This is a genomic window from Actinobaculum suis (genome assembly GCF_900618115.1).
GTDB classification, from domain to species: domain Bacteria; phylum Actinomycetota; class Actinomycetes; order Actinomycetales; family Actinomycetaceae; genus Actinobaculum; species Actinobaculum suis.
The window spans coordinates 1,897,028-1,909,582 of the sequence record NZ_UYIO01000001.1; the positions used below are offsets into that span (position 1 = coordinate 1,897,028).

The 12,555-nt window shown below is 58.2% G+C and carries 9 protein-coding genes; 4 read left to right on the top strand and 5 right to left on the bottom strand.

Translation table 11 applies throughout. The features are described 5' to 3' along the window. Window positions 1-114 precede the first annotated feature (114 nt). The 3 genes from gatB to gatC are packed head-to-tail and all read right to left on the bottom strand — an operon-like array spanning window position 115 to window position 3,533. A complete protein-coding gene (gene gatB / locus H8274_RS07690) occupies window positions 115-1,617 on the bottom strand; it encodes an Asp-tRNA(Asn)/Glu-tRNA(Gln) amidotransferase subunit GatB (RefSeq protein WP_185934228.1) in 1,503 nt (500 codons plus the stop codon). A gap of 3 nt (window positions 1,618-1,620) precedes the next feature. Further along, window positions 1,621-3,237: an amidase family protein gene (locus tag H8274_RS07695; protein ID WP_185934229.1), complete on the bottom strand. Its 1,617-nt coding sequence runs from the start codon at window positions 3,235-3,237 to the stop codon at window positions 1,621-1,623. Continuing rightward, complete coding sequence (gatC, locus tag H8274_RS07700) at window positions 3,237-3,533, bottom strand: Asp-tRNA(Asn)/Glu-tRNA(Gln) amidotransferase subunit GatC (RefSeq protein WP_049620467.1); 297 nt, start codon at window positions 3,531-3,533, stop codon at window positions 3,237-3,239. The genes H8274_RS07695 and gatC overlap by 1 nt, the downstream gene beginning before the upstream one ends. A 355-nt stretch (window positions 3,534-3,888) precedes the next feature. Between gatC and H8274_RS07705 the strand changes: the two genes are divergently transcribed. Beyond that, window positions 3,889-5,136, top strand: coding sequence for a phospholipase D-like domain-containing protein (locus tag H8274_RS07705; RefSeq protein ID WP_049620459.1), 1,248 nt, complete (start codon window positions 3,889-3,891; stop codon window positions 5,134-5,136). A 112-nt stretch (window positions 5,137-5,248) separates the two neighbouring features. Here H8274_RS07705 and ligA read toward each other — a convergent pair whose 3' ends face one another. Both ligA and H8274_RS07715 read right to left on the bottom strand, forming a co-directional pair. Beyond that, the gene (gene ligA / locus H8274_RS07710) at window positions 5,249-7,963 is read right to left on the bottom strand and encodes an NAD-dependent DNA ligase LigA (protein WP_185934486.1); all 2,715 of its coding nucleotides are present in this window, start codon (window positions 7,961-7,963) and stop codon (window positions 5,249-5,251) included. Window positions 7,964-8,202: 239 nt separating this feature from the next. Further along, entirely contained in the window at window positions 8,203-9,099 is an 897-nt protein-coding gene (locus tag H8274_RS07715) for an SOS response-associated peptidase (protein ID WP_083078428.1), read from the bottom strand. Window positions 9,100-9,387: 288 nt separating this feature from the next. On the opposite strand from H8274_RS07715, the gene H8274_RS07720 reads away from it, so the two are divergent. From H8274_RS07720 to H8274_RS07730, 3 genes are all read left to right on the top strand, one after another. Continuing rightward, complete coding sequence (locus tag H8274_RS07720) at window positions 9,388-10,788, top strand: sensor histidine kinase (RefSeq protein ID WP_185934230.1); 1,401 nt, start codon at window positions 9,388-9,390, stop codon at window positions 10,786-10,788. 250 nt (window positions 10,789-11,038) lie between these two features. Next, window positions 11,039-11,737, top strand: a complete 699-nt coding sequence (locus tag H8274_RS07725) for a response regulator (RefSeq protein WP_049620469.1) — start codon at window positions 11,039-11,041, stop codon at window positions 11,735-11,737. Window positions 11,738-12,104: 367 nt separating this feature from the next. Then, window positions 12,105-12,371 (top strand): WhiB family transcriptional regulator, encoded by a 267-nt coding sequence (locus H8274_RS07730; RefSeq protein ID WP_049620462.1) that lies wholly within the window; start codon window positions 12,105-12,107, stop codon window positions 12,369-12,371. Window positions 12,372-12,555 lie beyond the last annotated feature (184 nt).

Here is a 12,555-nt window from a genome sequence, read left to right on the forward strand (position 1 = left end):
TTATGTTTATCTCATCCGGGCCTGCCGGTATCTCATCCTGGCCTGCCGTTTCAGCTTTAGCGCCTACAGATTCAGTTTTCGATACCTGCAGGTGCTGCTTTAGTGCCCGCAGGCTTAGCTTTCGATACCTGCTTTTTGCAGAATGATCTTATTTACCTGTGCGGCATCTGCCTTGCCCCGGGTGGCCTTCATTACGGCACCAACTATTGCACCAGCTGCCTTCACCTTTCCGTCCTTGATCTTCTCAAGCACGTCGGGCTGGGCGGCGAGGGCCTCGTCCACGATTCTTTCGATTTCTCCGGCGTCGGAAACCACCTCAAGGCCGCGCGCCTTTACCACCTCTTGCGGGCTGCCTTCTCCGGCGAGCACGCCGTCCAAGGCTTGGCGGGCAAGCTTATCGGTGAGCTTGCCGCTGGTTACCAGTTCGTCAAGTTCGGCCACAGCTTGCGGGGTGATAGGCGCATCTTCCAATTCGATCGCGTGATCCTTGGCATAGACGGCGATTTGCCCCATCCACCATTTGCGCGCCCCGGCCGGGCTGGCACCAGCTTGCACGGAAGCTTCGATCGGTTCGAGCGCACCGGCACTCACTACATCGCGCAATTCTTCATCCGAAAGCTCCCATTCCTTTTGCACGCGGGCCTTTTTCGCGGCCGGCAATTCCGGCATAGATTCGCGAATCTCAGCCACCATTTCTTCCGTGCAGATAACGGGCACCAAATCGGGATCCGGGAAATAGCGGTAGTCATCGGCGTCGGACTTGACCCGCCCGGGAAGCGTGCCGCTAATCGCATCGGAATAGTTACGGGTTTCCTGCTGTATTTCCCCACCTGCAGCCAAAATCGCAGCCTGCCGCTGAATTTCGTAGCGGATGGTGTTTTCGATCCCGCGGAAGGAATTGACGTTCTTCGTTTCGGTACGAGTGCCAAACGGAGCATCCGGGGATTCGCGTAGGGAAACGTTGACGTCGGCGCGGATATTACCGCGTTCCATGCGGCCTTCCGAAATGCCAAGTGCCCGCACAATCTCGCGGATCCCCCGCACATACGCCCCAGCAATTTCCGGCGCGTTCTTCCCCACCCCGGTAGCCGGTTCGGAAACGATTTCAATCAGCGGAACACCGGCGCGGTTGTAATCAACGAGCGAATACTTAGCCCCCGCGAGCCGGCCGTCCGCGGCGCCCACGTGCGTGTTCTTTCCGGCGTCTTCTTCCAGGTGTGCGTGTTCGATCGGGAACCGATACGGCGTGCCGTCAGCCAGTTCCACATCCAGATATCCACCCAAAATAATCGGGCTGAAGTTCTGGGTGATCTGATATGCCTTCGGTAAGTCCGGGTAGAAATAATTCTTGCGGTCGAAACGCGAACACGGGTTGATTTTCGAGTTCAGTGCCAGGCCGAGCCGTACCGCATATTCGACGGCGGCTTTATTCAGCACCGGGAGCGAGCCCGGCAACCCCACGGATACGGGCTGAATGTCCGTATTCGGTTCGTGGCCGAAAGCCACGGGCGCGGCGTCGAAAACTTTGGTTTCCGTGGACAGCTCCACGTGCACTTCCAGACCAATCACGGGATCGAACCGAGCAATGGCCTCGTCAAAATCCATCAATTCATCCATTACTTATTCCTCCCAGTTCTGTGCCGGCGAGGTGGCGGCCAAACGTCCGCACACCTTTTCCACGATTCCAGCCACCTTGTACATGAGTGCATCGGCCCGGGCTGGAGCCATTACCTGCAGGCCCACGGGCAAGCCGTCCGCCAGCCCGCTCGGCACGGACATGGCCGGCACGCCCGCCAGATTGGCGGGGATTGTCGAAGCATCATTGAGGTACATGGCCAACGGATCATCGGACTTCGCGCCGAATTCGAAAGCTACTTCCGGAGCGGTGGGCGAAAGAATCACATCGGCCTGCGTGAAGGCTTTCTCCAGGTCACGTTGCACGAGCGTGCGGACCTTGAGCGCGGCGCCGTAGAACTGGTCATAGGCCCCGGCGGAAAGCACTTGCGTGCCCAAAATAATGCGCCGCTTCACCTCATGCCCAAAACCGGCCGCCCGGGTTGCTCGCATCACCGTTTCCGCAGTGACCGGGCCTTCCTTCGGTTCTACGCGAATTCCGTAACGCATCCCATCAAACCGCGCCAGGTTCGAAGAAACTTCAGCCGGCTGAATCAGGTAGTAAGCCGGCAAAGCATACGTAAATGACGGGCAGGAGATTTCCACAGTTTGTGCACCGAGCGCTTCGAGCTTCTCCACTGCGGCATGGAAGGAAGCCAGCACCCCTTCCTGGTACCCTTCGCCTTCCAGTTCTGCCACCAAGCCAATCCGCAAACCAGCGAGCGGTTGGGCGCTATCCGTGCCAGAAGCTGCGGCTGCAGACTCGGCGTCCTCGGCGTCAGAAGTTCCGGCGGCTGCAACCGGCTCGGCGCCAGAAGTTGCGGATTCGGCAGAAGCTGCGGCAACAGACTGCGCGCCAGTGCGAGCAGCAGCTGCCAATTCTGCTACCGGATCAGGCAAGGACGTGGAATCGTGCGGGTCGTGCCCGGAGATGAGTTCTTGCAGGAGGGCGGCGTCTTCTACCGTGCGTGCCACCGGGCCGATCTGATCCAAGGACGAAGCCATGGCGATCAGACCGAAGCGCGAAACGGCTCCGTAAGTGGGTTTGGCCCCCACGGTTCCGGTTACCGCACCCGGTTGCCGGATGGAACCGCCCGTATCTGAACCGAGTGCCCAGGGCACCATAAATGCGCTGACCGCGGCCGCGCTACCTCCGCCGGACCCACCCGGGATACGGCTGGTATCCCAGGGGTTCTTCGTAGCCCCGAAAGCCGAATGTTCGGTGGAAGACCCCATGGCGAATTCGTCCAGATTAGTCTTTCCGACGATCGGCAACTTTGCCGCCTTGATCTTCTGAATCACCGTGGCATCGTACGGCGGTTTCCAGCCTTCCAGAATCTTGGAGGCCGCCGTCGTCGGCACCCCACGCGTAACAATATTATCCTTAATGGCAATCGGAATGCCGGCCAGCGGGTGCAGGGCTTCCCCCGCTTCCCGGGCGGCGTCAACCTCTCGCGCCGTGGCGAGAGCCCCTTCCCGATCTACATACAAAAAGGCATTGATTTTCGGGTCGACGGCGGCGATGCGCTCCAGCACCGCTTCGGTCAGCTCCACGGAGGTCAGTTCCCGCGCGCGGAGTAGCGCCGAGAGCTCTGCCGCCGTTTTCTTCAGCACGTCTTTCACTATTCGCCTCCCAGAATTTGCGGAACCAGGAATTTACCGTCCTCTGCGGCGGGAGCGGCCGCGAGCAATTCGTCGCGATCGAGCGTTTCTCCCGGGACGTCCGGCCGCGTCACGTCTTCAATCGGAAGGGGGTTCACGGTTCCCGGAATATCCGGGCCGGCAACCTCAGAAACGGCTTTAACCCACTCTTCGACTGCTTCAAGTTCGGTGGACATCTGCCGAGCTTCGTCTTCCGTCAAGCTTATTCGTGCAAGGTCTGCGATATGCGCGACCCGTTCTTTGGAAAATGACGACATAACCCCAAGTGTAGATGACCGGGCGGCCCGCGGCGGAAACACACCGCATTGCGGCCGCACCAATTCCGCGGTTTGTGTTTTTGCAAATATCGCGGAATTAGTATTCGCAGGCACCAATTCCGCGAAACTGTTCCGCCCCAAAACCGGCACCCAAACTTCATCACGGCAACCAATTCCGCGAAATCTGCGGCGGCTCCGGCGGCTCCGGAAACAATCCCCAAACATTCTCCAAACTTCTTCGGTGCTTCGGAAATACCATGAGCCCAGCTCAAACTGCCCTTCGGGCGAAAATCCAGGCCCGCCGATGTGAGGCATCTGTAGGCACAGAAAGCCGGCGGCGTCTAAAGTGAAGCCCATGGTCAAGCTAAACCCGCGAGCGCGGAAAGCTCTAAAGTGGGGCGCGATAGCCACGGCGGCAGCGCCAGTTATCGCTACCGGCGCTGTTGTAGCTATTGATGAAGCTCGTAAACGCCGCACGCCACCTACCGGTGAGTTTCCGCATTTGCCGCCGCAACCGGCAAACGTGGGCGAAAACGAGACCTTAATTTTCACTTACGGGCGCGATCTGTACGAAGCGATGCTGGCCGATATCGAAAAGGCCAAAGAATACGTGTACTTCGAAATGTTTATTTTGAAGGCAGACGCGTGGGGTTACCGTTTCCGAGAGGCTTTCCAGCGCGCGGCACGCCGCGGCGTACGCGTGCATGTGCTGCTAGACACCTGGGGAAACCTAAATCAAGATCCATGTTTCCGCCATCCCCCGGCGCAGAAAAATCTGCATTGGATGAACTTCCCGCTCGTGCGCACCGGAATCTTTACTGGGCGTTCGCGCGATAAGGGCCGTGATCACCGCAAGATTATGGTGGTTGATGGCCGCGTGGGATACGTGGGCGGATACAACATCGGCACAATTTACGGCACCAAGTGGCGTGATACGCATATGCGGATTGCCGGGCCCGGGGTGTGGGAGCTAGAAGCGGCATTCACGGAAATGTGGAACTCCTATCGCCAACGCAAACACCCGCGTTTAGAAATCGAGCCGGGTCACAGATGGAATCCGGCGTTGCGGGCGGTGCATAACTCGCCCGCCCAAAATGTTTACCCCATAGCCGCGCTATACATTGACGCTCTAGCCAGGGCAAAGGATCGCGCGTGGATGACGATGGGCTATTTTATTCCGGACGATCCCATGCTCGATGCACTTACTGGCGCTGCCCAGCGCGGTGTGGACGTGCGTATCCTCATCCCCCAATATTCAAACCATATTTATACAGATTGGGTGGGCCGGCCGCATTATGAGCGTCTTTTGGAATCCGGGGTGCGCATGTTCCTCTACCGAGAGGCGATGATTCACGCCAAAACGATGACGGTAGACGGGCATTGGTCCACCATCGGCACCGCGAACATTGACCGCTTGTCCCTGCGCGGAAACTTCGAAATCAACATGTCGATCTTTTCCGACGATCTTGCGCGCGTGATGGAGAAACTCTTCCTGGTGGACCTCACAAACACCTTCGAACTTACCCTCGAAGAATGGAACAAGCGCGGCACGCTCGCACGCGTAACCGAATCGATTCTCCGCCCTCTCGCCCCACTCCTCTAGGTTTGGCTTTACCTGGCCTGCCTACCCCGGAGCCAGCCCGGCCCCCTGGCACCTATTTCGCAGTGCCTTTTGCCGTGCCTTTTCGCAGTGCCTTTTTGCCGTGCCTTTTCGCTTAGCTTTCCGCGGCGGGTAATTCGCCGGTTTGCAAAAGCTCGTTGAACTGGGTTTCGGTGAGGATCGGGATTCCAAGTTTCCGGGCTTTATCCGCATTTGAACCTGGCTTTTCGCCAACGACTACCGCCGTCGTTCGCTTGGAAACCGAGCCGGGAGCGCGCCCACCGTGCGCCTCGATAGTGGCCCGCACCGAATCGCGCGTGTAACCCTCCAGCCCGCCGGTAACCACAATCCGCATTCCCGCCAAAGTTTGCGCAACCGCACCGGTTGCGCTAGCACCGCTAGCACCAACACCGGTACTGCTAGCGCTAGCCCCACCGGTACCACCGACGTCCGTCCCGCTAACGCTAGCGGCGCTACCGGCGTCGGCCAACGCTGGTGCCGGTTCCGGATCTTGCCATACGACGCCCGCGGCCGTCCACCGCGCAATAATTTCGCGGTGCCAATCCACGGTAAACCAGTTGCGGAAGGATTCGGCAATAATCGTGCCTACACCTTCCACCTGTTCGAGTTCTTCTAGGCTGGCCGCCTGCAAGGCGTCTAAAGAGCCATACGCGCGGGCCAGTTCGCGAGCCGCGGTGGGCCCCACATGGCGGATCGAGAGTGCCACGAGCTTGCGCCATAGTTCTTTTGTTTTTGCGTTTTCGATTTCCTCGACCAAGGTCTCAATCGTTTTCCCAGGTTTGGAAGGAGTGGTTTGTTTATTTGGACCATTTTTCCGGTCGCTCCAGCGCGGGGCAAGCCACGCAGCGCGTTCATATTGCCAATCCCCCGCGCGTTTTATTTCTGTGCTGCCCTTCGCTTTGACATCCCGGGACAGTTCCCGCCAAATCCACACATCACGCACGGATTCCACGGTGATTTCAAAAAGTCCGGCCTCGTTTTCTAGAACTGGACTTTGCGGGGCGGGGATCCCCAACTCGGCTTGCAGCGCGGGTGGAATTACCTCTTGGGAATCTTGCAGGGCACCCGTTTCATCGACCAGTCCCATTTCGCGAGCGCCTTCGCGGCCTATATGGACGCGCCGGTCAGTGCCGTCTTCCCCTTCGAACCAGAGGGCTTTGCCACGCGTCAGCGCGGTGAGAGCATCTTCACGGCGTGCCTCCGGATTAGTGAGCCACAACGCGGTTTCGGCGCCCAGGCGGTCAATATCTAGAGCGCCACGCGAGCCAGCATGGGCAACGCGTTCAGTGAGCTGCGAAGGGCAGGATTTCGCGTTCGGACAGCGCAAGTCCACATCGCCTTCCTTGGCGGGCGCTAGCTTGTGCCCGCAAACCGGGCAGTTTTCCGGCATTTTCCAGGTGCGTTCATCGCCTTGCCGGCGCGCTTTTACCGGTCCGAGAATCTCCGGGATTATATCCCCAGCTTTTCGCAAAACTACGATGTCCCCAATTTTTACTTCTTTTCGGGCCACTTCTTCCTGGTTATGCAACGTTGCCTGGGAAACTGTGGAACCGTCCACAACCACGGGTTCCATAACTGCATACGGGGTGACGCGGCCGGTGCGGCCAACGTGAACGCGAATATCGAGGAGACGGGTTTCTACTTCCTCCGGTGGGTATTTGAAAGCGACGGCCCAGCGCGGCACGCGCGAAGTTTCGCCCAGGCTGCTTTGCAAGCTCCGCGTATTGACTTTCAGAACCGCGCCGTCGATACCGTGCAGTAAATCGCTACGGTGAGTGGCGAGGTTATTGACAAATTCTTCGATTTCTTCCCACGAATCAGCAAGTTGGTTATAGGGCGAAATAGGGATACCCCACTCAGAAAACGCCTGGTAGAGCCCCGTTTGTGTGGAAAGCTCGGTTTCCCGGGAAGCGGGAATACCGCGAATTTCGCCCACCCCGTGCGCAATAAAAGAAAGCGGGCGCGAGGCAGTGACAGAGGGCTCTTTTTGCCGCAAGGACCCGGCCGCCGCGTTACGTGGATTCGCAAAAGGCTGCATATTTGCGATGACGGCGCGGGCGCGGCGGCGCTGCTCGAAACTCAGGCCTTCTTCTTCGAGTTCCGCTTCCGCTTCTTCCACTGCGCGGCGGCGCTGCTCGTTGAGTTTTGCGAACTCGCGGAGGGGGAAAAACACTTCACCGCGCACTTCTATGAGTTCCGGCACGTCCGCACCGCGCAAACGTTTCGGAATGGCGCGGATGGTTTTGATGTTGGCGGTGGTGTCTTCACCGTTTACGCCGTCGCCGCGCGTAGCACCAACGGTAAGCTCACCGTTTTCGTAACGCAGGTTAACGGCAAGGCCATCAATTTTTGCTTCCGTTGTTACTTCCAGGCTTTCGCCCGGTGTTTCTGCGGCGCGTTCTTCATACCATTCCCGCAGTTCCGCCAGCGAGAAAACATCTTCCAAGGAATACATTTGGGAAAGGTGCGGAATAGTTTTGAACGGCGAATCAGAAATCTTCGCGCCCACCCGCTGGGCCGGTGAATCCGGACTGGACAGGTTTGGAAAAGCGGCTTCCAAGCGGCGCATTTCGTGGACCAGTTCGTCATAGCGAGCATCCGTGAGCGGACTCTCGTTACTTTCTGCGTAATAGGCTTCCTGTGCACTCGCCACAATCGGCGCGAGTTCGGCTAACCGCTGGCGCGCTGCTTCCTCCGTAAGATTTTCGGCCGGAGCTTCGCTAGCGGAACCGGTAGCAGAAGTGCTGCCACTACCAGGGGCAGCCGCAGGGCTATCAACGAACCGACGAGTATTACGCACTTTTTCCATCACGGGCCCTATTGTCCCTCATTTTCGTTCGCTTTTCCCTGCCGATTCCCGCTCGCACCAATTCCGCGGTTTGTGTTTTTGCAGATATCGCGGAATTAGCCCGCGCGGTAGGTACCAATTCCGCGATTTCTGTTTTCACACTTTTCGCGGAATTAGCCCGCGCGGTAGGTACCAATTCCGCGGTTTGTGTACGTGGTGCTGCGTGCATACTCCCCCGCCCAGCGCCGCTAGATACTCACTCAATCGTGCAACGGACGCACATTTTCTGGCGAGTTATTTCGCACATTGTTCACTTCCTGCCGCACCGCTACCGCTTCCAAGAGCGGAGCCGGGCGCCGCAATAGTTCACGCGCGGCCGCGCCATCCTGCAAATTCGGATCTAGCCAAACCGCGTATTCCTCGGAGCGGAGCGCCACCGGTTCACGATGATGAATATGCCGCAGGTTTTCTTGCGCCGGCCGGGTCAAAATTGTGGCGGAAAGCAACCACGCACCGCCCGGCTTTCTCCACCAGGAATACAAACCTGCCATTCCCAAAAGTTCCGGTGTGGCTCCACTTCCCCGCTCTTGCACCTTTTCCGCGGTTTCGGTGCCAGGCTCTCCTACCTTTTCCGCGGTTTCGGTGCCATACTTCCGCACCAATTCCGCGGTTTCTGCTGCTCCCCCAAGTTTCGGAACCGCGCCGTTTTCCTCGGCCTTTCCGCGTAACGGCGTCGTAGGCACAGAAATATAAAACGGTTGTTTATCCCCTTGCCGTGTTTGCCATTCAAAATAGCCATTCATCGGGAAAATGCATCGCCGTTTTGCCATAGATTCCGCAAAACTCGGTTTCTCCGCTGCCGTTTCCAGCCGCGCGTTGAACAGCACCGGCCCGTTGCCACCCGCCCGTGCCCAGCCGGGCACCAAGCCCCAGCGGGATAGTAAAAGTTCACGCACCGCTCCCTGCGGTTCCGGTACGACGCCGCCGCGGGGCTCCCCCACCGGCCGCCCGTAATGTTCCACCACGATGGGGACATTCGCGGTCGGAGCAACGTTGTAATTCGGCGCAAGATTTGTGGCCGCAGGGTCCGCAAATTCGAATTGAAATTGGAGCTGCACGCCCTGCGTCGGCTGAAATAACGCATATCTGCCACACATACACCCAGCGTATCGCGCACGCCACGGGCCGGCCGGTACCGCGTACACAAACCGCGGAATTGGTGCCCAAGGAATACTAATTCCGCGAAAACTGCGCCAGCACAAACCGCGGAATTGGTACCTACGCGCGGGCTAATTCCGCGAAATCCGCACCCACACAAACCGCGGAATTAGTCCGCGCAGCGGCTGCCCCCACGCTCCTTACTACGACTTCGGGCCTACCCTTATCCGGCTACAGGCGGAGAAAACCTATCCATTCCGTACCCGAAAGCGCGTTACAGTAGCGGCGTGGAACGCGACAAAATTCTGCGGATCGCAGGTTTTAGCCCCTTGGATTTGGCCCTCGCCCTGTGCATTTTGATTTTCAAAATCGTGTTTGGGCCCATGGGGTTCTATCTGCTGGATACCGATATGCCGGCCTTCTCACCGCTAGATTATGTTATGCAGGTACTGGTCTTCCTCGCGATTTTCACCTGCCTGCTCCTGCGCCGCACCCATCCGGAAATTGCGCTCATTATTATGAGCGTTTCCTATAGTGCAAACTATCTATTGGGAACTTTTGCTTTCCCCGAACTGGACTATTTAGTTGCGGGAATGGTGCTCTACGGGGTTGGAGCCTACGGCAAATCGTGGACCCGTTACGGCGTAATAGTAGGCCTCGTCTGCATGATTCTTGCTTCCGCTTTTGCTTGGGGAAGGACTTTGCAAGACGCCCAGGTTTTCTTCCTCTTAGAGGTAATCCTCTTCCTCACTTTCTCCTTAGCGGGTTTTATTTTGGGGCGTTCCCGCGCGAACGATTTTGCGCGCTTGCGGCAGATCGATGCGGAAGCGGAAGCGGCTCGGCGTGAGGCTGAACAAAGCGCGCGGATCGCCGTCTTAGCGGAACGTAACCGGATTGCGCGGGACATGCACGACGTCGTTGCCCACACGCTTTCCGTAGTGATTGCGCAGGCCGACGGCGGCCGGTATGCCGCCCAGAAAGACCCCGCGGCGCCCGTGCAAGCACTCGAAAAGATCTCCAAAATAAGCCGCTCTGCCCTCTCCGATATTCGCACGATTATCGGAGTTTTGCGGGAAGGAAATGATGGAGCACCGCTGGTGCCCACCCCGGAGGTAAGCGATTTGGGCCAGCTGGTGGAAGACATTCGCGCTACGGGCCGCACCGTAGAATTCGCGGAAGTGGGCGATATTACAGTTTTACCATCGGGCACTTCCGCTGCCCTGTATCGCATCTGCCAAGAAGCAGTAACAAATGTGCTCAAACATGCGCCGCGCGATGCCCGGATTGCGATTACCCTCACCCAAACCTCGGAAGGGGTGACGCTCACCGTCGATAACGACCTCGGTGAGCACGCCCCCACCGCCGCTACTAGTTCCGACCCCGCTCCCCGCGCCGTCAAAAGCTCCGATTTAGTTACCCGCGCGGCCAAACGTTCCGATTCGACTCTCGCCTCCGCTGGTAATTCTTACTCGCCGCCCGCGCCCACTAATTCCGATTTAAATGCCCCTCACCTGCCCGGCAGAAATCGCGGAATTGGTAATTCTGCGGGTGGGAACGGGATTATTGGGATGCGAGAACGGGCCGCGGCCTTTGGCGGCACGCTTATGGCTGGCCCCTTAGGCGATTACGGGTGGCGCGTGCAAGCACACCTCCCCACCCCGGGGCAGAAAAGTACCGATTTCCGCTAACCTATTGGGCAGGGAACATGGCAGGCTAAACGCACACCAGGCTAAACACGTGCCAGGTTAAACGCACACCAGGCCAAACATATGGCAGGTTGAACACGAGCCTGGCACGGGCATCTGGCAACCGGCGTGCGTATTGCGCAAAGCACATAAACTGGCTGCCGTGTGAGGTTAGCGCGATACCGCCGGCGGAGGCGGTAAGGAGGTCACCGTGGGAACTGTAAAGGCGCAGGATCCGGCAGAAAGTTCGGAAATGGCCGCGCAAAAACCACTGATCCGCGTGGGAATTATCGATGATCAGCAGCTTGTTCGCACCGGTTTTTCCATGGTTATCGATTCCCAAGACGATATGAAAGTAGTTTTGGAAGCTCCCGATGGGGAACTCGCGCTGCAACGTCTTGAAGTTGTGCCCGTGGATGTAGTCCTCATGGATGTGCGCATGCCCAAACTCGACGGCTTAGAAGCCACCCGGCGCATCACGAGCACCGAATATTCTCACGGCGCACACCCTAAAGTTATCGTGCTTACCACCTTTGACCTCGATGAGTACATGATAGGCGCGGTTACCGCGGGCGCTTCCGGGTTTCTCGTCAAAGATGCACCGCCGGAAGAAATGTTGCGCGCCATTCGTACTGTCTTTTCCGGCGACGCCGTTATCGCGCCCACTTCCACCAAGCGTCTACTGGCACATGTGGCCGCACGGGAAGCCCAGGACCAACGCATCGATCCTTCCGTCCTAGACGGTTTGACCGAACGTGAGTTGGAGGTCTTGGCGCATATGGCCCGCGGGGAGTCAAACACGGAAATTGCAGAATGCCTCGATGTGGCCGAAGCAACCGTAAAAACACATGTGGGCCGCATTTTTGCGAAACTGCATGTGCGTGATCGGGTACAAGCAGTGGTCCTGGCCTTCGCCTCCGGGCTCGTAAACCCCGGCGACATGTCCTTCTAAGCATTGCGCATCGGCGCTTCCAGCCACCGGCAATATTACGGGTGTGCTTGGAATATACGGGCGGGCTTGAAATATACGGGCGGGCTCGAAATATACGGGCGGGCTCGAAATATACGGGCGGGCTCGAGGAGGGTCCAGGAGTGCAGAATAAATTCTACGGGAGGGTAACTACTTCCCTTATCACTAATTCCGCGCTTTCGGCGCTGTCAAAACCTCACACATTCCACCTCTTTACCTGGCCCGTGCCCTCTGCAATGATCGGTTGTTGCATTTTTGTTGAGCGCCCCAACCGGGCGATGTGGCGCCGCGCGCCAGATAATAATCGCGCGGGGCAAACGAACGCCCACACGCGGGCGAAGGAGGCACTATGGATTGGCGCGTACGAGCAGCCTGTCTGAAAGAAGATCCCGAACTGTTTTTCCCAGTTGGAAGTTCGGCGTCCGCACTAGCACAGGCAGAGCGTGCCAAAGCAGTGTGTTCACGCTGCACGGTCCGCGAACAGTGCTTGGATTACGCCCTAGCCTCTTGCCAAGATTCGGGTGTGTGGGGCGGCGCGACAGAAGATGAGCGCAAAGCGCTGCGCCGGCGGCGCAGCCGGCAACTTCGAGCCGCAGCCGCTGCGGCACACGCGTAATAACGTTTTAGTACTAGAGATGCGAGCCGCGGGAGCGTCTGCTCCCACGGCTCGCATCTCCATATTCACCGGTTTTTGTTTACAACCAATCCGGTAGTTACAACCGATCGGGCGTCCGCTATCAATCCAGCGTCCACTACCAATCCAGCGTCCACTATCAATCCGGCGTCCACTACCAATTCGT

Bases quoted from the DNA above. Each gene is read 5' to 3' on its own strand.
- gatC (WP_049620467.1), bottom strand. From the start codon at position 3,533: ATGTCGTCATTTTCCAAAGAACGGGTCGCGCATATCGCAGACCTTGCA.
- H8274_RS07730 (WP_049620462.1), top strand. From the start codon at position 12,105: ATGGATTGGCGCGTACGAGCAGCCTGTCTGAAAGAAGATCCCGAACTG.
- H8274_RS07715 (WP_083078428.1), bottom strand. From the start codon at position 9,099: ATGTGTGGCAGATATGCGTTATTTCAGCCGACGCAGGGCGTGCAGCTC.
- H8274_RS07725 (WP_049620469.1), top strand. From the start codon at position 11,039: ATGGCCGCGCAAAAACCACTGATCCGCGTGGGAATTATCGATGATCAG.
- H8274_RS07705 (WP_049620459.1), top strand. From the start codon at position 3,889: ATGGTCAAGCTAAACCCGCGAGCGCGGAAAGCTCTAAAGTGGGGCGCG.
- gatB (WP_185934228.1), bottom strand. From the start codon at position 1,617: ATGGATGAATTGATGGATTTTGACGAGGCCATTGCTCGGTTCGATCCC.
- ligA (WP_185934486.1), bottom strand. From the start codon at position 7,963: ATGGAAAAAGTGCGTAATACTCGTCGGTTCGTTGATAGCCCTGCGGCT.